The organism is Actinomycetospora sp. C-140 (assembly GCF_054796175.1).
The window spans coordinates 1-20,179 of the sequence record NZ_JBTWNF010000028.1 but is presented as its reverse complement, the minus strand read 5'-3'; the positions used below and the strand labels follow the sequence as shown (position 1 = coordinate 20,179).

The 20,179-nt window shown below is 75.3% G+C and carries 18 protein-coding genes and 1 tRNA gene; 14 read left to right on the top strand and 5 right to left on the bottom strand.

Annotated elements, in window-relative coordinates:
* Positions 1 to 140: 140 nt before the first annotated feature.
* From efeU to ACR9E3_RS30915, 4 genes are all read left to right on the top strand, one after another.
* Positions 141 to 1,010, top strand: coding sequence for an iron uptake transporter permease EfeU (gene efeU / locus ACR9E3_RS30930; protein WP_460384825.1), 870 nt, complete (start codon positions 141 to 143; stop codon positions 1,008 to 1,010).
* Positions 1,011 to 1,079: 69 nt separating this feature from the next.
* Positions 1,080 to 2,222: an iron uptake system protein EfeO gene (gene efeO, locus ACR9E3_RS30925; protein WP_460384824.1), complete on the top strand. Its 1,143-nt coding sequence runs from the start codon at positions 1,080 to 1,082 to the stop codon at positions 2,220 to 2,222.
* On the top strand, positions 2,219 to 3,610 hold the full coding sequence (gene efeB, locus ACR9E3_RS30920) for an iron uptake transporter deferrochelatase/peroxidase subunit (protein ID WP_460384823.1): 1,392 nt from the start codon (positions 2,219 to 2,221) through the stop codon (positions 3,608 to 3,610). The genes efeO and efeB overlap by 4 nt, the downstream gene beginning before the upstream one ends.
* Positions 3,611 to 3,662: 52 nt before the next feature.
* Positions 3,663 to 4,583 (top strand): lytic transglycosylase domain-containing protein, encoded by a 921-nt coding sequence (locus tag ACR9E3_RS30915; protein ID WP_460384822.1) that lies wholly within the window; start codon positions 3,663 to 3,665, stop codon positions 4,581 to 4,583.
* Positions 4,584 to 4,598: 15 nt separating this feature from the next.
* Here ACR9E3_RS30915 and ACR9E3_RS30910 read toward each other — a convergent pair whose 3' ends face one another.
* The 3 genes from ACR9E3_RS30910 to ACR9E3_RS30900 all read right to left on the bottom strand — a co-directional run bounded on the left by ACR9E3_RS30910 (position 4,599) and on the right by ACR9E3_RS30900 (position 8,004).
* Positions 4,599 to 5,507, bottom strand: a complete 909-nt coding sequence (locus ACR9E3_RS30910) for a hypothetical protein (RefSeq protein ID WP_460384821.1) — start codon at positions 5,505 to 5,507, stop codon at positions 4,599 to 4,601.
* A gap of 215 nt (positions 5,508 to 5,722) precedes the next feature.
* A complete protein-coding gene (locus ACR9E3_RS30905) occupies positions 5,723 to 6,145 on the bottom strand; it encodes a tetratricopeptide repeat protein (RefSeq protein ID WP_460384819.1) in 423 nt (140 codons plus the stop codon).
* Between the two features lie 20 nt (positions 6,146 to 6,165).
* On the bottom strand, positions 6,166 to 8,004 hold the full coding sequence (locus ACR9E3_RS30900) for a serine/threonine-protein kinase (RefSeq protein ID WP_460384818.1): 1,839 nt from the start codon (positions 8,002 to 8,004) through the stop codon (positions 6,166 to 6,168).
* A 184-nt stretch (positions 8,005 to 8,188) separates the two neighbouring features.
* Here ACR9E3_RS30900 and eno point away from each other — a divergent pair, with 184 nt between their 5' ends.
* The 9 genes from eno (at position 8,189) to ACR9E3_RS30855 (ending at position 17,267) form a co-directional block, all read left to right on the top strand.
* Positions 8,189 to 9,475: a phosphopyruvate hydratase gene (gene eno / locus ACR9E3_RS30895; protein WP_460384817.1), complete on the top strand. Its 1,287-nt coding sequence runs from the start codon at positions 8,189 to 8,191 to the stop codon at positions 9,473 to 9,475.
* A gap of 5 nt (positions 9,476 to 9,480) precedes the next feature.
* The gene (locus ACR9E3_RS30890) at positions 9,481 to 10,209 is read left to right on the top strand and encodes an FtsB family cell division protein (RefSeq protein WP_460384816.1); all 729 of its coding nucleotides are present in this window, start codon (positions 9,481 to 9,483) and stop codon (positions 10,207 to 10,209) included.
* The gene (locus ACR9E3_RS30885) at positions 10,206 to 10,736 is read left to right on the top strand and encodes a DUF501 domain-containing protein (RefSeq protein ID WP_460384815.1); all 531 of its coding nucleotides are present in this window, start codon (positions 10,206 to 10,208) and stop codon (positions 10,734 to 10,736) included. The genes ACR9E3_RS30890 and ACR9E3_RS30885 overlap by 4 nt, the downstream gene beginning before the upstream one ends.
* Positions 10,737 to 11,237: 501 nt before the next feature.
* On the top strand, positions 11,238 to 12,212 hold the full coding sequence (locus ACR9E3_RS30880; protein ID WP_460384814.1) for a Ppx/GppA phosphatase family protein: 975 nt from the start codon (positions 11,238 to 11,240) through the stop codon (positions 12,210 to 12,212).
* Complete coding sequence (locus tag ACR9E3_RS30875; protein ID WP_460384812.1) at positions 12,209 to 12,856, top strand: hypothetical protein; 648 nt, start codon at positions 12,209 to 12,211, stop codon at positions 12,854 to 12,856. Before ACR9E3_RS30880 ends, ACR9E3_RS30875 begins: the two co-directional genes overlap by 4 nt.
* The gene (locus ACR9E3_RS30870) at positions 12,840 to 13,637 is read left to right on the top strand and encodes a uracil-DNA glycosylase (RefSeq protein ID WP_460384811.1); all 798 of its coding nucleotides are present in this window, start codon (positions 12,840 to 12,842) and stop codon (positions 13,635 to 13,637) included. The genes ACR9E3_RS30875 and ACR9E3_RS30870 overlap by 17 nt, the downstream gene beginning before the upstream one ends.
* Positions 13,638 to 13,671: 34 nt before the next feature.
* Positions 13,672 to 13,745: transfer RNA gene (locus ACR9E3_RS30865), tRNA-Leu, on the top strand.
* Between the two features lie 230 nt (positions 13,746 to 13,975).
* Positions 13,976 to 14,866 carry a PIG-L deacetylase family protein gene (locus tag ACR9E3_RS30860; RefSeq protein WP_460384810.1) on the top strand — a complete coding sequence of 297 codons (891 nt, stop codon included), beginning with the start codon at positions 13,976 to 13,978 and terminating at the stop codon, positions 14,864 to 14,866.
* Between the two features lie 142 nt (positions 14,867 to 15,008).
* Positions 15,009 to 17,267 (top strand): PP2C family protein-serine/threonine phosphatase, encoded by a 2,259-nt coding sequence (locus ACR9E3_RS30855; protein ID WP_460384808.1) that lies wholly within the window; start codon positions 15,009 to 15,011, stop codon positions 17,265 to 17,267.
* Between the two features lie 97 nt (positions 17,268 to 17,364).
* On the opposite strand, the gene ACR9E3_RS30850 is transcribed toward ACR9E3_RS30855, so the two are convergent.
* On the bottom strand, positions 17,365 to 17,592 hold the full coding sequence (locus tag ACR9E3_RS30850) for an antitoxin (RefSeq protein WP_460384807.1): 228 nt from the start codon (positions 17,590 to 17,592) through the stop codon (positions 17,365 to 17,367).
* Between the two features lie 316 nt (positions 17,593 to 17,908).
* Here ACR9E3_RS30850 and ACR9E3_RS30845 point away from each other — a divergent pair, with 316 nt between their 5' ends.
* On the top strand, positions 17,909 to 18,727 hold the full coding sequence (locus ACR9E3_RS30845; protein ID WP_460384805.1) for a Bax inhibitor-1/YccA family protein: 819 nt from the start codon (positions 17,909 to 17,911) through the stop codon (positions 18,725 to 18,727).
* 246 nt (positions 18,728 to 18,973) lie between these two features.
* On the opposite strand, the gene ACR9E3_RS30840 is transcribed toward ACR9E3_RS30845, so the two are convergent.
* Positions 18,974 to 19,849 carry a hypothetical protein gene (locus ACR9E3_RS30840; RefSeq protein WP_460384804.1) on the bottom strand — a complete coding sequence of 292 codons (876 nt, stop codon included), beginning with the start codon at positions 19,847 to 19,849 and terminating at the stop codon, positions 18,974 to 18,976.
* Positions 19,850 to 20,179: the final 330 nt, after the last annotated feature.

Below are 20,179 nucleotides of genomic sequence, written 5' to 3'. Positions count from 1 at the left end.
ACGTCGCGAAACGGACTTTTCGTTCACCGACCGTGATCACACCAGGTCGGGCCGTCCGTCCCTTCCCTCCGTCGACAGCGTCAGGCTAGCCTCACCTCACGCAAGGTGAGGGTCACCTGAATTCCGGCTGAGAGGACGCCATGCTGGGCAACGCCCTGATCGGGCTGCGCGAGGGCCTCGAGGCCTCCCTCGTCGTCAGCATCCTCGTGGCGTTCCTGGTCCGCACCGACCGGCGGCGCGAGCTGCCCCGGGTGTGGCTGGGGGTCGGCCTCGCGATCGCCGTCAGCGTCGGCGTGACCCTGGCGCTGACCCTGTCGCAGCAGGCCCTGACCTTCGAGGCGCAGGAGGCGCTCGGCGGCTCCCTGTCGATCGTCGCCGTCGGCTTCGTCACCTGGATGATCTTCTGGATGCGCCGCGTGGGCCGCACCATCGCCACCGAGCTCGAGGGCGGCCTGGAGAAGGCGATCGCGATGGGCTCGGTGGCGGTCGTCGTCATGGCCGCGCTGGCGGTCGGGCGCGAGGGGCTCGAGACGGCCGTCTTCTTCTTCGCCGCGGCCCAGGCGGCGGGCGAGACCACCGGCCCGCTGATCGGGTTCCTGCTCGGCATCGCGGTGGCGGTCGTCCTCGCCTACCTGATCTACCGCGGCGCCGTGAAGCTCAACCTCGGCAAGTTCTTCACCGTCACCGGCGTCCTGCTGGTCTTCGTGGCCGCCGGCATCCTCGCCTACGGGGTCCACGACCTGCAGGAGGCCGGCATCCTGCCCGGCCTGACCACGCTGGCCTTCGACGTCAGCGCCGCGGTCCCCGCCGACTCCTGGTACGGCACCCTGCTCAAGGGCGTCTTCAACTTCTCCCCGCAGACCACCGTCCTCGAGGCCGTGGTGTGGGTCCTCTACGTCGCGATCGTGCTGACCCTCTTCCTGCGCCGACCCCGGCGGAAGGCCGTGCCCGACCGGGCCGGCGGCACCGCCGGGGGCACGACCGACGACACGGCGGACACGCCGGCCTGACCCGTCCCGACCCCGACCCCCGGCACGACCCCCGCGTGCACCGATGCGCGCGCCCCACGGAGGAGAACGATGTCCCGCAGATCCCTCGTCACCGCCGGAGCGGCCGTGACGATGATCGCTCTCAGCGCGCTCACCGCCTGCACGAGCACCGCGCCCCAGCAAGGTGGTCCCGGTGGCCCGATCCAGGTCCGCGCGTCCGACACCGCGTGCGAGGTGTCGGCGACGGAGGCCCCCGCGGGCAACGTGACGTTCTCGGTGCAGAACACCGGCACCAAGGTCACGGAGTTCTACCTCTACGGCACGGGCGACCGGATCATCGGCGAGGTCGAGAACATCGGTCCGGGGCTGTCCCGCCAGCTGATCGTCGAGGTCCCCCAGGGCGGGCAGTACACGACCGCGTGCAAGCCGGGCATGGTCGGCGACGGCATCCGCGCGCCGTTCACCGTCACCGGCAGCGTGCCGGGCTCGGCGGACCAGGACGCGTCGCTCGCGGCCGCCGTCGCGGGCTACCAGCGCTACACGAACTCGCAGATCGACGCGGGCGTCGCGCGCACGCAGGAGTTCGTCGACGCGATCAAGCGCGGCGACGTGAACACCGCCAAGACGCTCTACCCGGTGTCGCGGACCTACTGGGAGCGCGTCGAGCCGGTCGCCGAGTCCTTCGGCGACATCGACCCGCGCGTCGACGGCCGCGAGGACGACGAGCGCGACCCGGGCGTGCCGTGGACCGGGTACCACCGCCTCGAGAAGGACCTGTGGGTCACCGGCCTGCAGCCCGACTCGGCGGCGATGGGCGACCGGCTGATGGCCGACCTGAACGACCTGAAGACGCGTGCGGCTGCCGTCGCGCTGACCCCGGTGCAGCTGGCCAACGGCGCGAAGGAGCTGCTCGACGAGGTCGCCACCGGCAAGATCACCGGCGAGGAGGACCGCTACTCGGGCACCGACCTGTGGGACTTCCGCGCCAACGTGGACGGCTCGCAGGCCGCGGTCGCGGCCCTGCGGCAGACCATCGACCAGCGCGACCCCGCGCTCGGGCCCACGCTCGACGCTCGGTTCGCGGATGTCGACCGGCTGCTCGACCAGTACCGCGAGGGCGACGGGTACCGCCTGTACCCGACGCTCACCGAGCAGGACAAGCAGCGCATGACGCAGGTGATCGACGCCCTCGGTGAGCCCGTCAGCCAGGTCGCAGGTCTCGTGACGGCATGACGCAGGGCAGGACCGGGACCACCACCCCGGCCGCCGGGAACGGGGCGGCCGGGGTGGCCCCGACCGCCCCGGAGGCGCCGGGAGCACCGCCCGCCGACCCGACCGGCCCGCCGCCGGACGACCCCGGCGGCGGTGGCCCGCCGACCGGCGGTGACGGATCCCCGGGCGGCCGGGGTGTGTCGCGCCGCCGGCTACTGGGCTGGACCGGCGCCGGGGCCGCCCTCGCCGGCGCGGGGGCGGTCGCCGGGTACGCCGCCGGCCGCCCCGACCCGGCCCCCGACCCGTCGAGCGGCGTCGTGCCGTTCCGCGGACCGCACCAGGCCGGGATCGTCACGGCGGCGCAGGACCGCCTGCACTTCGTCGCGCTCGACCTCACGACCGTCGACCGGCTCGCGCTCGTGAGCCTCCTGCGGCGCTGGACGTCGGCGGCCGAGCGCATGACCGCCGGCGCCGAGGCCGCGCCCGGCGGGGCGGTGAACCGGAACCCGGAGGCCCCGCCCGCCGACACCGGCGAGGCGCTGGGCCTGCCGGCCTCCGCCCTGACGATCACGCTCGGCATCGGCGGCAGCCTGCTGGACAAGCTCGGCGTCGCCCGCCCGCCCGAGCTCGCGGAGCTGCCGCCGTTCCAGCAGGACCAGCTCGACCCCGCGTTCTCGGGCGGTGACCTGTGCCTCCAGGCGTGCGCGAACGATCCCCAGGTCGCGGTGCACGCGGTCCGCAACCTCGTGCGCACCGGATTCGGCACGACCTCGGTGCGCTGGTCGCAGCTCGGGTTCGGGCGGACGTCGTCCACCTCGACCGCCCAGGAGACCCACCGCAACCTCTTCGGCTTCAAGGACGGCACCAACAACCTCAAGGCCGAGGACAGCGCCCTGCTCGACCAGCACGTCTGGGTCCCGCCGACACAGGGGCCGGCCTGGATGGCGGGCGGCACCTACCTCGTCGCGCGCCGGATCCGCATGCACGTCGAGACCTGGGACCGCACCTCGCTGACGGAGCAGGAGTCGCTCACCGGGCGCACGAAGGGCGAGGGCGCACCGATCGGCCAGGCCCAGGAGTTCGACCCGCCGAACCTGGGCCCCGGCTCCGCGATCGGCGAGGACGCGCACATCCGCCTCGCCTCGGCGCAGAACAACGGCGGGGCACGGATCCTGCGTCGCGGCTACAACTTCGTCGACGGCAGCGACGGGCTGGGTCACCTCAACGCCGGGCTCTTCTTCGTGGCCTTCATGCGCGACCCGCACCGGCAGTTCGTGCCCATGCAGAGTGCCCTGGCCCGCCGGGACAAGATGATGGAGTACATCGACCACACCGGATCGGCGGTGTTCGCGGTCCCGCCGGGGCTCGCCGACGGTGCCTACTGGGGGCAGGCGCTCCTCGAGGGTTGACGGGCCGACCCGCACCTCGGAGGCGGGATCGGCGTGCGTAACCTCCCTCGCGATGAGCGCTCCCACCGATCCGACGCCGGGTTCGCGCGACCGTGCGGCGGGACCGCGCCGGTCGACGGTGCGCAGCGGGACCGACGGCGAGGCCACCCCGCCGCCGCGGCGCCGGTGGGCGCTCGTCGGGCGTCTGGGGCTGGTGGTCGTGCTGCTCGTGGCCGTCGTGGGGACGGTCGTGCTGGTCAGCAGGCAGGGCGAGTTCGGACGGCAGGACGCGGGCGCCGAGGAGATCCCGGCGCTCGAGGTCGAGCCCGCCCCCGTGCAGCTGGGCACCGTCGCGCAGCCCGACGCGCTCGCCCCGCCGTCGCTGGGCCTGCCGGGTGGTGCGCCGGAGTCCTCGGGCGGGGGCGACCAGACCTCGCTCGCGAGCTGGTCGGAGGGCATCGCGAGCCGGGTCGACGTGCCCGCCAGAGCGCTGCAGGCCTACGGCGTCGCCGACCTCGCCGTGAAGCGCGAGCAGCCGGACTGCAACCTCTCCTGGGTCACCATCGCCGGCCTCGCCCGCATCGAGTCCAACCACGGGCGCTACCGCGGCGCGTCGATCGCCGCGGACGGCAAGATCACGCCGGCGATCATCGGCGTCCCGCTCGACGGCACCAGCGGCAACCGGACCATCGCCGACACCGACCGCGGCGTCCTCGACGGGGACGCCACCCTCGACCGCGCCGTCGGCCCGCTGCAGTTCATCCCGTCGACGTGGGCCAAGTGGCGCTCCGACGGCAACGGCGACGGCGTGGCCGACCCCAACAACATCGACGACGCCGCTCTGGCCACGGGCCGCTACCTCTGCGCCGGCGGCCGCGATCTCGCCACCGGCCCGGGCTGGCGTGCGGCGGTGCTGTCGTACAACAACTCCGACGACTACGGCCGCCGCGTCTACGCCGCCGCCCAGTCGTACGCGCAGGCCAGCCAGGGCTGACGCCGCCGCCCGCCGTCAGCGGGGCAGGGCGTCGGGCGAGACGTCGCTGCTCTGGGCGTTGCCGCCGGCCACCGGCGTGAGGGTGATCGTCCAGGTCGTGTACTGCTGCCGGGTCGTCGTGAACGTGACCTGCTCGTCGAACCGGCTGGCGCGCCGGTCGGCGGTGAACCCCCGGATGTCGGAGTTCCAGCCGCTCCCGGTCGCGAAGTACAGGACGTATGTGCCGTCGGGGATGTCGTCCACGGTGGCGGTGCCCCCGGCGCGGACGTACACGCCGCGGATCACCCGCTGGTTCTCCACGACGGTGACGTAGGCGTCCCGGGTGCCGCCGTTCTCGGCGGTCAGCGACCCCCGTCCCGTCGACCCCTGGGTGACGACCACCTCTCCGGTCGCGGGGCGGGGACCCTGCGGTCCCGGGAGGGGCGGCCCGGTCGACGTCGGCCCGGCGGTGGGTCCGGCCGTGGGCACCGGAGCCGGGAGCGGCGCCGCGGAGCTCGTCCGGCCGGCGTTCGCCAGCGCGACCGCACCGCCGACGAGCGCGGCCACGATCGCCACCGCGAGCAACGGCGCCGCGAGTTGCCGCCGTCGTCGCGGCGGCGGCACGGACCCGGGCGGCACCGACCCGTGCGGCACGGGCCCGGGCGGCGACGGGTGGTACCGGGCGTCCGGCGGTGGGGAGGGCGGCGGGTACGGCGGCGGGTACGGCGGCGGGTAGGGAGGTGGGTAGGGCGGGGGATACGGCGGCGGGTAAGGCGGCGGGTACGGCGGCGTGGAGGGCGCCGCCCACGGTCCGGTGGTGCCGGGCTCCGGCGGCGGGTTCTCGATCCCGGGCGCCGGGCGCGGTGCCGGGATCGGCGGGCCGACCTCGTGCGGGACCGTGCGCCGTGTCCTGTCGTGCTCGTCGTGCGGCCCTGCCGTGGTCACCGTGCGGCCCCCCGTGCCCCCTGCGGCGGCGCCCGGCGGGTCCCGGGCGGCTCGCAGACACTTCCGCCCCGGAGAGTGCGCGCGCCGCACGGCACCCGACGACCGGGAGGCACCCCGAGAATTCGGCGGATCCCCCGGACGGCGGAGCGCGGTACCGGACCGGTGGGGCCAGGGGATCCGGCCGGAGAGTCGGGCCGGAGAGCCAGACCCGTGGATCAGGCCGGGGGGTGACCGATGCCGCGGACGGCGATCGAGGCGCTGACCTCGCCCAGCGCCTCCTGGTACTCCGGGCGCGGGTCCATGGCGGCGGCCATGCGCAGCTGCGTGCGGGCCTCGGCGAGGCGGCTCTGGCGCTGCAGGGTGCGCCCGAGGGCGAAGCGGGCGTAGTGGTCGGCCGGGTCGAGCTCGATGACGCGCAGGAACCCCGCCTCGGCCCGCTGGAACTGTGCCGACGCGAGGTACGCGCGGGCGGCCAGGAGGTGCACCGAGGCCGCGGCGTGCTCGGTCTCGAGCAGCGGCGCGAGCGCCTTGAGCGCGTCGAGCGGGCGGCGGCGTTCCAGGAGATCCTCGGCGCGGCGGAACTCGTCCACCGCGGAGACCGCTCTGTCCTGGTCGGGATCGGGCTGCGCGGCGGACATCGGTGCCACCGTAGGCCGAGTCACGGAACGGCGCGAGGGCTGTTTCGCCGCCTCGACCGCGTGATCACCAGCGTGGCGGCGTGCGCCGCCAGGGCGATCGGGACCACGACCGCGAGCGCCGGGGCGACGTACTCCGAGATCGCCGTGAACGGCTGCGTCAGCACCGCCAGGGGCACCGCGGTCGCCAGGGCTGCACCGGCGGTGACGACCGCGCCCGGCCGGGCCCGCCCGCCGTCCCCGAGCAGCAGGCGAAGCGCGACGAGGGCGACGGCGGCCGCGATGGCGAGCGCGGCGCACAGCACCGGCAGCAGCGGATCGGCGAAGAACGCCTGCGGGACGCCGTCGTAGACGGTGTAGGGCGTCACCGCGTAGGCGATCACCAGGTGCAGCGAGAGCATCACCACGCCCAGGGCGGTGGCCGCGGCAACTGCGCCGTCGGCGTCCGCGGCGGGGTCGGGGCGAGCCCGGGTCACGCTCCGGGGCAGGTGCACCGCCACGACACCCGCAGCGAACGGAACGGTCACGAGCAGCGGGAGCGCGAGTCGGGTGAGCTCCGGATCCGCCCACGCCGCGACCACCACGAGACCGGCGACACCGTGGGTGGTCGCGGCGGCGGCCCGGGGGACGGCGGCGCCGGACCGTCGGGCGACGAGGCGCGCGAGCGCGGCCACGACACCGACCGTCACGGCGACGGTGACCACGGTGCCCATCCCGGTGACGAAGCCCAGGGGACGGTAGGACACGGGGTCGGTGACGGTGGCCATCGACATCGCGACCCCGAGGAACAGCACGACAGGGAGGAGGGCGGTGAGGTCGGCCCACGCGCCGGTCGCGGTGTGCGGGGCCTCGAGGACCGGGGCCCGCGGGGGCGGAGGCGCGATGGACGGCGCGGGCCCGGGAGCCCGCCCCGTCCACGTCGGCGACCAGGGGCGCGGGAGCGTTCCCGCCGAGGTCGTCCGGGCGGCCTCCCCGCGCGGCGGGGGAGCGGGTGCACGCAGGGCGGCGCGAGCCTCGCGGGCGAGCTCCCCGGCCGAGGCGTGGCGCTCGGCCGGGTCCTTGGCCAGGGCCCGGGCGACGACGGCGTCGAGGCCCGGGGGCACCCGCGCCCGGTGCGATGGGGGCGTGGGCGTCACGTTGAGGTGCGCGTGCAGCAGGGCCGCCGCGTCACCGGCCGGGAACGGCGGCGCCCCGACCAGTGCCTCGTGCAGCACGCAGCCCAGCGCGTAGACGTCGACCCGCTGGTCCCACGTCCCGGAGGCGGTGAACCGCTCAGGGGCCATGTACGCGACGGTGCCCGGCGCCAGGCCCGTCGACGTGAGCGCGGTGCCGTCGCGCAGCCGCGCGATCCCGAAGTCGACGAGGTAGGCGAAGGTGCGCCCGTCGAGCGCCTCGGTCGGGGAGGCGGTGAGCAGGACGTTCGAGGGCTTGACATCGCGGTGGACGAGCCCGGCGCGGTGTGCGGCATCGAGGGCGTCGGCCACCTGCGAGACGACGTCCACCGCTGCCGCGGGCGGGAGCCCGCCGGACCGGCGGAGCAGCGCCGCCAGGTCGTCGCCGCCGACGAGTCGCATCTCGAGGAAGAGCCGGCCGTCGATCTCGCCGTAGTCGTGCACGGGGATGACGTGCGGCTCCTGCAGCGTCGCCGCCATCTCCGACTCGCGGCGGAACCGCGTCGCGAAGGTCGGGTCGTCGCCCAGGGCGGACAGGGGCAGCAGGCGCTTCACCGCGACCCGGCGGTTCTTGCGGGTGTCGACGGCCTCGAAGACCTCGCCCATCCCGCCGCGCCCGAGCAGACGTTCGAGTCGGTACGGCCCGAACTGCTCCGGCTCCGCCGGCTCTCCTGCCTGCCCGGAGTCCACCGCCTCGCCCCCGGTGTCGACGTCGTCACGACTGGCTGGTGATCGTCGCAGGTGGTCGTGGCTCGCGCCGTGCGTGGCGCGGCGGTCGGCGCATGACCGACGTCTACGATGCGGGCGACGTGCCGTGCCCCGGGGCGCGGTGTCGCGACACAGCGTTTCACCACAGGGTTCGGAGGCATGGTCCGTGGCGGTCATCGAGCAGGTCGGCGCACGGGAGATCCTCGACTCGCGGGGCACACCCACGGTCGAGGTCGAGGTGGCGCTCGACGACGGCACGCTGACCCGCGCCGCGGTGCCCTCCGGGGCGTCGACGGGCGAGCACGAGGCGGTCGAGCTGCGCGACGGCGACGACTCCCGCTACCTCGGCAAGGGCGTCGAGCGCGCCGTCGCCGGCGTCCTGGACGAGATCGGGCCCGGCCTGGTCGGCATCGACGCCGCCGAGCAGCGCGTCGTCGACCAGAAGCTCATCGACCTCGACGGCACCCCCGACAAGTCGCGCCTGGGGGCCAACGCGCTGCTCGGCGTCTCGCTCGCGGTGGCCCGGGCGGCCGCGGAGTCCGCGGAGCTCGACCTGTTCCGCTACGTCGGCGGCCCGAACGCGCACGTGCTGCCGGTGCCGATGATGAACATCCTCAACGGCGGCGCCCACGCCGACTCGGGCGTCGACATCCAGGAGTTCATGATCGCGCCGATCGGCGCGGAGTCCTTCCGCGAGGCCCTGCGCTGGGGCGCGGAGGTCTACCAGTCGCTGAAGAAGGTGCTCAAGAAGCAGAGCCTGTCGACGGGCCTGGGCGACGAGGGCGGCTTCGCGCCGTCGCTGCCGAACAACCGCGAGGCCCTCGATCTGATCATGGCCGCGATCCGCGACGCCGGGTACACGCCCGGCCGCGACATCGTGCTGGCCCTCGACGTGGCGGCGAGCGAGTTCTTCAAGAACGGGGTCTACACCTTCGAGGGCGAGACCCGCAGCGCCGCGCAGATGAGCTCGTACTACGGCGAGCTGCTCGACGCCTACCCGCTGGTCAGCATCGAGGACCCGCTCTCGGAGAACGACTGGGAGGGCTGGACCAAGCTCACCGGGGACATCGGCGACCGCATCCAGATCGTCGGCGACGACCTCTTCGTCACCAACATCGAGCGCCTCGAGGAGGGCATCGAGCGCCGCGCGGCGAACGCCCTGCTGGTGAAGGTCAACCAGATCGGCACGCTCTCGGAGACCCTCGACGCGGTCAGCCTCGCGCAGCAGTACGGCTACCGCTGCATGATGAGCCACCGCTCCGGCGAGACCGAGGACACGACGATCGCGGACCTCGCCGTCGCCACCAACTGCGGGCAGATCAAGACCGGCGCGACGGCCCGCTCCGAGCGGGTCGCGAAGTACAACCAGCTGCTGCGCATCGAGGAGGCCCTCGGCGACGCCGCCCGCTACGCCGGCGACCTGGCCTTCCCGCGCTTCGACCCGGACGCCTGAGCAGCGTGCCCGCCGGAGACCGCACCCCCGCCGACGGCCCCGCGGACCGTCCGACCGACAGCGGGTCGGCCGGTCGGTCCGGGTCGTCGGGGACATCGCGGGGTCGCGGTCGCCGGGGGAGCGCCGCCGGCGGGTCCACGGGCACGAAGGGCGCCACGGGCAGCAAGGCCAGCAAGGGCAGCAAGAGCTCGGCGCCGTCCCCGCGCGGCCGCACGCGCGCCCGCCAGGGCCCGCGCCGCGACCCGCAGCGCGTCGTGCGTCGCCGCGGCCCGATCGTGCCGTCGGGTCCGGCCGCCGCGGCCGCACGCGCCCGCCGGGCCGCCCAGGCCACCGGCGGGGCGCTGGGCCTGTCCACCGCGCGGCGGGCCGCCGTGCTCGCCGTCGTCGTGTGCGCGCTCGCGCTGACCGTCGCCGTGCCGCTGCGCAACTACGTGACCCAGCGCCACGAGCTGGCCGCCGTCGCCGCGGAGCAGGAGCGGCTGGGCGGCGACGTCCGCCGCCTCACCGACGACCGCGCGGCACTTCGCGACCCCGCGCACATCGAGGCGCTGGCGCGCGAGCGCCTCGGGTACGCGCGTCCGGGCGAGGTGCCCTACCGCGTGGAGCTGCCCGGCGACGCCACCGCGCCCCGCGACGCGCGCGACGGCGAGGCCGGCGCGGGCCTCCCGCCCGCCGAGGCCGAGCTGCCCTGGTACGCCCGCGTGGCGCGGACGACCCTCGGGACGGCGCCGTGACCGGTCCGGACCCCGGGCCGGATCCCGACGACGTCGCGGCCGTCGCCGCGCAGCTCGGGCGCCGGCCGCGGGGGCTGCGCCGGGTCGCGCACCGCTGCCCGTGCGGGCTGCCCGACGTCGTCGAGACCGCGCCGCGCCTCGAGGACGGCACGCCGTTCCCGACCCTCTACTACGCGACGTGCCCCCGCCTGACCTCCCGGGTCGGGACGCTCGAGGCCGACGGCCTGATGCGCGAGCAGACCGAGCGGCTCGAGGCCGACCCGGACTTCGCCGCCGGCTACGCGCGGGCCCACGCCGACTACCTCGCCGAGCGCGACGCCATCGCACCCCTCGGGACCGAGGTCAGCGCCGGGGGGATGCCCGAGCGCGTGAAGTGCCTCCACGTGCACGTGGCGCACACGCTGGCCCGGGGTCCGGGGGTGAACCCCGCCGGCGACGAGACCCTCGCGCGCCTCGAGCAGCGGTGGCGCGGGCCGTGGTGGCACGCGGGCCCGTGCGTCGAGGTCCCGGGCGGCGCGACGGACTGACGGCTCGACGGGCTGATGGCTCGACGGGCTGACGGCCCGACGGGCGGGCGGCTCGACGTGCTGATCCCGCGGTGCCCCACCGGGGGACGTCGCCGCCGGGCAGCGCGGCGCCGACGGCACGCACCGTGGCCTGCGCGCCACGGACCGGTGGAGCTGCGCCACGCCCCGGTCACAACCCCCGTCTCGGTTTGATCGGCATCGGGCGGCGCCGCAGGATGGGAGCAGCCGGTTCCCCCGATCGGCAGAGTGCAGCGGTGCGGACGGCTCGCTGCACGACGGGCGGCGACCCGCCGCCGTGACCCGCGGTCCCCGAGGCCGCGCGGGCACGCCGGGCCCGCCCGCGACCGGCCGTCGGGCGGCCCCACCCGCCGGGGCCGCCCGACGCCGGGGCCGGTCGCCGCCCTTCGGTGAACCCGCTCCCGGTGCGAGGATCACCACGTCAGTAGCGTGCGAGGGCGAGCCCGGTCCTCCGGGGAAGTCCGCTGGTGCCAGGGAGCGTCCATGCCACGGGTCGCGGCCGTCGACTGCGGGACCAACTCGATCCGCCTGCTGGTGGCCGACGTGACCGTGCGCGAGGACGGGTCGGCCTGGCTGCGCGACGTCCATCGGGAGATGCGGATCAACCGCCTGGGCCAGGGCGTCGACGCCACCGGGCGTCTCGCGCCCGAGTCGCTCGCGCGCACCCGCGAGGCGCTGGGCGCCTACGCCGAGATGCTGCGCCGCCACGGCGTGGCCGTCGGTCCCGACACCGTGCGGGTGTGCGCGACCTCGGCCACCCGCGACGCGGAGAACCGCGAGGAGTTCTTCGGCGCGGTGCGCGAGGTCGTCGGGGTCGACGCCGAGGTGATCACGGGCGACGAGGAGGCTCGGCTGTCCTTCGCGGGCGCGGTCGCCGACCTCGACCCCGACGAGGGCCCGTTCGTCGTCGCCGATGTCGGCGGCGGGTCCACCGAGCTGGTGACCGGGACGTGGGACGCGGTGCGCGCCGAGGTCATCGGTGCCCGGTCGACCGACGTGGGCTGCGTCCGCCTGACCGAGAAGTTCCTGCACGACGACCCGCCGACCGCCGCCGAGACCGCCGAGGCCGAGGAGTTCACCCGCGCCACGCTCGCGCCGGCGTTCGCCGACGTGGCCGTGGGCGACGTCCAGACGTGGGTCGCCGTCGCCGGCACCGCCACCACGCTCGCGGCGGTCGCCCTCGACCTGCGCACCTACGACGCCGAGCGCATCCACCTCTCGCGCCTGGGCCTCGACGACGTCCGCGCCACCGCGCACCGGCTCGAGTCCATGCCGCGCGAGCAGCGGGCCGCGCTCGGCCCCATGCACCCGGGCCGCGTCGACGTCATCGGCGGCGGCTCGCTGGTGATGCGCGTCCTCGCCGACGAGCTCGCCGAGCGCACCGACGTCACCGAGCTGGTGGTCTCCGAGCACGACATCCTCGACGGCATCGCCCGCGAACTGGCGGCGCGGTGGTGACGACGGCGCGCACCTCCACCGTGGCCGCGGCGGGCGTCCTGCCGCTCGCCGCGCTGGTGCTCGCGCGCCGGGTCCGGGCGCTCGTCGCGGTCACGGTGCTGCACTCGGTGGCGCTGGCGGTCACCGCGTGGTGGGCCGGGGACGGCCCGAGCCTGCCCGGCGTCGCCGCCCTCGCCGCGCACCTCGCGGTCTCGCTGGGTGCCGCGCTGCCCGTGCGCTGGCAGTTCGCGGGCGACCCCGCCCGCCGCGAGCGGCAGGCCGTACGGGCGATGACGGTGTCGTTCGTGGTGCTCGCGGCCTACAGCACCGTCGACGCGGTCACCGACGCGCTGGCCCGGCCCCGGCCGGGGGAGACGCTCGTCGGCGCCGTGCTCGGGATCCTCGGCGCTGCGGCGCTGCCGCTGCTGGTCGCCGCCGACGCACGGCTCGCGCGCGCCGAGGGGGTCGACCGCGATCCGCGCGCCCGCGGGGCCGCCCCCGCGGCGCTGGTCGTGGCGCTCGACGCCGTGCTGCTCGCGGCGGTCGCGGTCGACGTCACCGACCTCGTCGCCGGCACGGCGGGACCGTCGGTCGCCGCGCCCGCCGTCTCGGCCGTCGTGGCCGTGCTCGCCGCGCGGGAGGCGTGGGGTGCCTGGCGGGGCTGACACCTCGATCGACCCGGCGACGGTGCCGGACCTGCCCTCCCTCGACGCCGCGGTGTCGGGGTGCCGGGCCTGTCCCCGGCTGGTGGCGTGGCGGGAGGAGGTGGCGGCCACCCGGCGCGCCGCCTTCCGCGACGAGACCTACTGGGGCCGCCCGGTCCCGGGCTTCGGCGCCACCGACGCGCGCCTGCTGATCGTCGGCCTGGCCCCGGCCGCCCACGGCGCCAACCGCACGGGGCGCATGTTCACCGGCGACCGCAGCGGCGACGTGCTCTACGCCGCCCTGCACGCGGTCGGGCTCGCGTCGCAGCCGACGGCCGTCGCGGCCGACGACGGCCTCGAGCTCGTCGGCACCCGCATCACCGCGCCCGTGCGCTGCGCCCCGCCGGAGAACAAGCCGACACCCGCCGAGCGCGACCGCTGCCGGCCCTGGCTCGCCCGCGAGCTCGCCCTGCTGCGCGGCACGTTGCGCGCGGTGGTGGTGCTCGGCGGTTTCGGTTGGCAGGCGCTGCTGCCCGTCCTCGCCACGGCCGACCCCGCCGGCGGGCACCCCGGCTGGGTGGTCCCGCGGCCCCGGCCGGCCTTCGGGCACGCGGCGCACGTGACGCTCGAGCCCGCGGACGCCGCGGCAGCGGCGCCGCTCGAGCTCTTCGGCTGCTACCACGTCAGCCAGCAGAACACCTTCACCGGACGCCTCACCCCGGCGATGCTCGAGGCGGTCCTCGCCGACGCGGCCCGGGCCGCGGGCCTGGACCCGACCCCTCCGGCCCGACGCTCCGACTAGGCTGCGACCGCGCCGGTCACGACCTCGAGGTCCGGCCCCTGTAGCCCAATCGGCAGAGGCAGGCGACTTAAAATCGCCGCAGTGTGGGTTCGAACCCCACCGGGGGCACGCGCCGCTCGTCACCCCGTTGGCCCCCCGGTCATCTCCACTACGCCGCTGCGTCGACTCCGCGTCACCCGCCCGTCGCAGCGCACGTGCGGAGAACGGTCCGGACGGCGGGGACGGCAGCGAAGGGTGACCGCTCGGGCGCCCCGATCGGACCGCTCGACGTTCACGCCCGAAAGCTGCTCCGAACGGGCCAGAAGATCAGCCACACTCTCCGTCGGGAGGTGAGCGACGTGGCTGATCCCGGGGACCTGACGGGTCGCATCCCGGTGCCCGCCCGAGAGCCCTCCGGAGACTCCTCCGGAGCCCGTCCGCCGTGGCGGGAGCTCGAGGGACTGCGGCCGTTGACGCTGCGGGCCTGCCGGCGACTCGTGGTCGTGGCGCCGCACCCGCGCGACGAGATCCGCGCGGCCGGCGGGCTGCTGCGCCGCCTCGCGGCGCGCCACGCCTCGGTGGACGTCCTCGCGCTCACCGACGGCCCGGGCCGCACCTGCACCCCGCCGGAGGGGCTCGCCGTCCCCCGGGGGCCGGAACCCGCGCTCGCCGATCTGGTCGTGCGTCCCGACGACCTCACCGACCCCGACACGCTGGCCTCCGTGCTCGCGCGTCTCGACCGGGCGGGCCCCGAGGACGACGACGTCGTCGACGGGCCGGGCGTCGACCCGGAGGAGGCCGAGCTCACGGCCGCCTACGAGGCGCTCGGGGTGGCGGAGGTCCGCCGGCACCGTCTCGGGCTGCCCGACGGCGGGCTCGCGGGGTGCGAGGCCGACGTGCTGGGCGCGCTGAGCGAGATCGTCGGCTTCGTCGAGGACCCGCACGGGCTCTGCGTGCTCGCGCCCTGGTCGGGCGACGGGGACGACGACCACGAGGCGGCCGGGCGCGCCGCCGAGACCGTCTGCGCCGCCTACCGGGTCCGTCTCGTGCGGTGGCTGGACCAGGCGTGGAGCTGGGCCGGCCCGGAGTCCGACGAGGTGCCGTGGCGCCGCGCCCGCCAGCTCGCGCTCTCCGAGACCGTGCAGGCCCGCAAGCTCGCGGCCAGCGCGGCGTTCGGCGGCCGTCCCGGCCGCGACCGCGAGCTGCCGGACGGCTCGGCGCCCGGTCCCCGCGAGGTCTTCCTGGTGTGAGCCCCCTGCGCTCGTCCCGGGGACGCCTCGTTCGTGTCGCGGCCAGCCCGTCCGTCACCCGGACGGGCCGATCCGTCGCCGGGCGATCCCGTGGGGGTCACACCTCCGTCGGGACCGGGTCCGGGCCGATAGGCTCCGTGGGGTGACGGGCAGGACGAACGGCGATCACGGCGAGGTGGCGACGGAGGTCGCCGGTCTCGGCACCGAGGTCACCAACGGCGCCGACTACGTCGCCGAGGCCCAGCGCGTCCGTGACTCCGTCGTGGACGCGGGCGGGAGCCGCACCGATCTCCCGCAGGTCCTGCACACCGCCCCGGCCGCCGTCGCGCTCATCGACCTCGGCGAAGGGCTCGTCACCTACGCCAACGACTCGGCCGCGGGCCTCACCGGGGGCCGGGCCACGCTGCCCGTCGAGATCGACGCCTGGAGCGAGGCGGCCGGCCTCACCGACCTGTCGGGGCGGCCCATGCGCGACACCGCGTCGCCCCTGTCGCGCGTCGCGCAGGGCATCCCGGTCTCCGGCGAGCCCGTCGCGGTCGCCGACGCGGCCCGCAAGGGGTCCGAGGCCTCCGAGGAGGAGCGCGAGGAGGCCGAGGGCCGGCTGCTGTGGGTCACCGGCTTCCCGCTGTCGGAGGCGGTCAACTCCGACGAGCGCCGGCTCGCGCTCGTCGTGTTCCTGCAGCTCTCGGGCGCCGGCGCCCAGCGGCACCTCGAGATGGTGCGCGACCGCGCCGTCGTCGCCACGGAGCTCTCGTTCACGATCTCGGACCCGGCGCGCGACCAGAACCCGCTGGTCTGGGTCAACCCGGCGTTCACCGCGCTCACGGGCTACGAGCTCGACGAGGTGCTGGGCCGCAACTGCCGCTTCCTGCAGGGCCCGAACACCGACCCGGCCTCGATCTCGCGGATCCGCACGGCGCTGGCCGAGGAGCGGCCCATCACCGAGGTGCTGCTCAACTACCGCCGCGACGGCACCGCCTTCTGGAACCAGGTGTCGATCACCCCGGTGGTCGACGGGCAGGGCCGGGTCGTCAACTTCGTCGGCGTCCAGGCCGACGTCACCGAGCGCGTGATGGTCGAGAACGAGCGCCGCGCCGCCCTCGCCGCCGCCGAGGAGACCCGCGAGCAGCTGCGCCTGCTCACCGAGTCGACCTCGGCGATGTCGGCGAGCCTCGACACCACCGGCGTCGCCGACGCGCTCGCCCGCATCGTCGTCCCCGCCATGGCGGACTTCTGCTGTGTCGACCTGCTCGACGAGGTCGACGACAACACCTCGGTGCGCCGCGCCGCGGTCAACCACCGCGACGAGTCCAAGTCGTCCGAGGTCCGCGAGCTGGGCCGGTGGGTCAGCCCGACCGAGGACGGCCGCGACCCCATCGGGCAGGCCCTGGGCACCGGGACGCCCTCCCTGTTGCCCGAGCTGCCGGTGCGGCCCGCGGGCATCGCCGAGAACCCCGATCTCCTGCGGCGCTACGAGGCCCTGCGGCCGCGCTCGGCGATCGTGGTCCCGCTGCGCGCCCGCGGTCAGGTGCTCGGCGCGCTGACCCTGGGCACCGAGCTGCCCTACGGCCGGCGCTACTCCCAGCGCGACCTCTACCTCGCCGCCGACCTCGCCGCCCGGGCCGGGCTCGCCGTGGACAACGCCCGCCTCTACGCGCGCGAGCACGGCGCGGCGGAGACGCTGCAGCGCAGCCTGCTGCCCGCCGTGCCGACGATGGCGGGCATGACCATCGCGTCGCGCTACCTCGCCGCGACCGACGGCGCCCAGGTCGGCGGCGACTGGTACGACATGCTCACGCTGCCCGACGGCGCCGTGGGGCTCGCCGTCGGCGACGTCGTCGGCCACGACCTGCGCGCGGCGGCCGCGATGGGCGAGCTGCGCGGGGTGCTGCGCTCCTACGCCTGGGAGGGCCTCGGTCCCGCCGACGTCGTCGACCGCTGCGACGACGTCGTCCAGGGGCTGGACATGGCCGCGATGGCGACCGCCGTCTACGCCCGTCTCGAGCGCGGCGACGACCCGGACGACACCGGGTGGACCCTGCGCTACTCCAACGCCGGGCACCCGCCGCCCCTGCTGCGCCGGGCCGACGGCGCCGTTGAGCTGCTCACCGGCAACCTCTCGCCGCTCATCGGTGCGACGCGCGCGATCACCCGCCAGGAGACCAGCGTGCGGTGCGGGCCGGGGGACCTGCTCCTGCTGCACACCGACGGGCTCATCGAGGCCCCGGGGATGGATCCCGACGAGCGCACCCAGCTCATCGTCGACACCCTCGCCGCGCAGCCGCTCGACATGCCCGTCGAGGAGCTGTGCGATCGGCTGCTCGGCGTCCTCGGCGTCGACAGCCTGCGCGACGACGCGGTGCTGCTCGCGATCCGCCTCGACCACCCGGCGCGCGGCTGACGCCTCCGTTCCCTGCTCACGACACACGACGGCCCGGTCCGTCGGTGCTGACGGACCGGGCCGTGGCGCGCGGTGCTGGTGTGCCCAGGGCCGGTGCCTAGGGCCGGGGCTCCTCGCCGGGCGGCGGCGGAGCCTGACCCTCGGCCGGCTGGTCGCCGTGCAGGAACTCCTTGGCCTTGTCGGCGCCCTGGCCGACCTGGTCCTCGTGGCCCGCGAACTTGCTGTTGACGAAGTCGGCGCCCTTGTCGACGAACGAATCCGCCTTCTCCGGGTTCTCGCCGGCCCAGTCCTTCGCCTTGTCGGCCATGCTGCCGAAGTCCACCATGCTCGGGTCCCCCTCCTCATGGGTCGTGGGATCTGCGTGTCCCCGGGCAGCATGCCCCGTCGTCGCGGGACGACACCACCGACCGGGCCCGATGACTCCGAACGGGCGGATAGACTTCCCCACGGTGGTCCTCCACGGGGCGAACCGGACACGCTCCGTCCCCACGGAGTTCCCCACCATCCGGTAAAGTTCCTTTTACCCGGGCGGGAACCGAACCGCCGGTCCGGTCGTTGGACCGGTGGACGACAGTCCGCGGCCGACCCGCACGATGACATCCCGCCATCGGTGCCGGCTCCGCGTAGGAGGAGGACGAGAGGTGCGCACCAGCAGCAACCCGGCGTTCCGCAACCTGCCCACCTCACCGGGTGGGTACGCGCGGTTCGGCCCGGCAGGCCAGGCCCCGGCGGGCATGGCCGGCGCGGGCGGCATGTTCGGCGGGGGCGGCAGCCCCATGCCGACGGCGGCGGCCGACGACCGTCCGCTCACCGTCGACGACGTGGTCCAGAAGACCGCGCTCAACGCCGTCCTGGCCATCGCGGTCGGCATCGGCAGCGCCGTGGTCGGCCTCGGCGGCATCGGCATCCTGGGCGGGCTCGTCGTCGGGCTCGTGCTCGCCCTGGTCATCATCTTCAAGCAGAGCACCAACAAGTTCCTGGTGCTGGGCTACTCGCTGGCCGAGGGCGTCGCGCTGGGGTCGTTGACCGGCGTGCTGGAGGCCTCGAGCAACCAGTACGCGGGCATCGGCTTCCAGGCCATCCTCGGCGTGCTCGGCGTCTTCATCGGCATGCTGGTCGTCTACAAGACCGGCGCGATCCGCGTGACGCCGCGCCTGACCAAGATGGTCATCGGCGCCGCCATCGGCGTCCTCGTGCTCATGATCGCGAACCTGCTGATCGGCTTCTTCGTCGACGGCGGTCTGGGCCTGCGCTCCGGCGGCCCGCTCGCGATCATCTTCAGCCTGGTCTGCATCGGCATCGGCGCCTTCATGCTGCTGCTCGACTTCGACCAGGCCGACCAGGCGGTCAAGGCCGGCGTCCCCGCGCGCTTCGCGTGGTACCTCGCCTTCGGCTTCATGACCACCCTGGTCTGGCTCTACATCGAGATCCTGCAGCTGCTGAGCTACTTCAGACAGTAGGCACCGCGGACGACGGCCCCTCCCGGACTCACCGGGAGGGGCCGTCGTGTGTCCGGGGGCGTGACCGGGGCACGGTGTGGGTGCTCGACGTGGTGATGTGGGGGAGCGAGGGGCGCCCTGAGTGCGTGGGAAGCACCGAGGGACGCCCTCGCTCATCCCGAGCTCTGGAGCCCCGTTGGAGCGAGGGGCGCCTTGAGTGCGTGGGAGGCAGCGAGGGACGCCCTCGCTCGGCGTGGGGCGGAGCCATCACCGGGGAGCGAGCGCGTGGACGGCCGGCCGCGGGCGCGCGCTGGCGACGGCGTGTGCGGCGAGGAGATCGGCGCGGACCTGCGCACGGTCATCGCGGAGCTGCCGCGGTGTGTGCGCCACGACGTGCACCGCGTGGCCGGTCATCCGGGCCTCGCGGTGCAAGGTTGCGTCGAACGCCTCGGGGTCCCCGTGGTGCTTGAAAGAGTGGATCTCCCAGGCGAGCCCGACCTCGTCGAGCCAGCCGTCCGGGTCGGCCAGCCAGGTCCCGTCCTCGAGGACGAGGCGCGGGTTCCAGACGATCGAGCTGAACTCGGGAATCGTCGCAGCGATCGATCGTGCCCACGCCTCCGGCGCTGATCGCACGCCATCGTCGAGCTCGACGAGCACCCTGCGGACCTTCGCTGTGCCCCGTTGGCAACCCGCCGCCAGCTCTCGGCGCAGCGCGCGGACCGACACCAGGCCTCGTTGGACGGCTTCGGCCAGCAGTGCGCGGATCTGATCGAGGTCGCGCAAGCGCCGAGCCGCGTCGAGCACGGCGCGGGCGACCGGGGCGATCCGCAGTCCGTTGACGACGACGGGCTCGGGGAGACGATGGGTGCGCTCGACGGTGATCGGCGCCCGCGACACCCGGTGGCGACGGTGATCCACGAGCACGAGGAGCGCTCCCCGATCGTCCGGCACCCGCTGGAGTCCGTGGAGCCGCGCGGCGGCGCTGCCGGACAGAACCGCTCCGTCGCCTCCGTACAGAAGAGCAGCGGCCGACCGCTGATCGGCCGTCTTCGGCGGACCCGTGAGCGAGATGACTCCGTACGCGCTCCGGTCCCAGGCTCCCGCCTGTACCCGCCGTGTGATGGTGCTGGAGAGGACCCCCATGCCGACGAGGTCGGCGTGTCGGATCTGGTCGTGGAGTGCTGCTTGGCGGACGGCGACCCAGTCGATCGCACGACGACGACTCATATGGGTTTCGACGGCAGCGTGTGATGGACGGTTCCACGGGTCTCGCGCCTGTGGATCGAAGGACGCCTTCGCTGCGTCCCGTGCAGTCAGGGTGACCCTCGCTCCACGCCCCGGCGCCCCGAGCCCTGGTGCGAGGGCGTCCCTCGCTGCGTCCCAGGCAGCGGAGGTGACCCTCGCTCCCACCACCCGAGCCGCCACCCGAGCCGCCACCCGAGCCGCCACCCGAGCCGCCACCCGAGCCGCCAC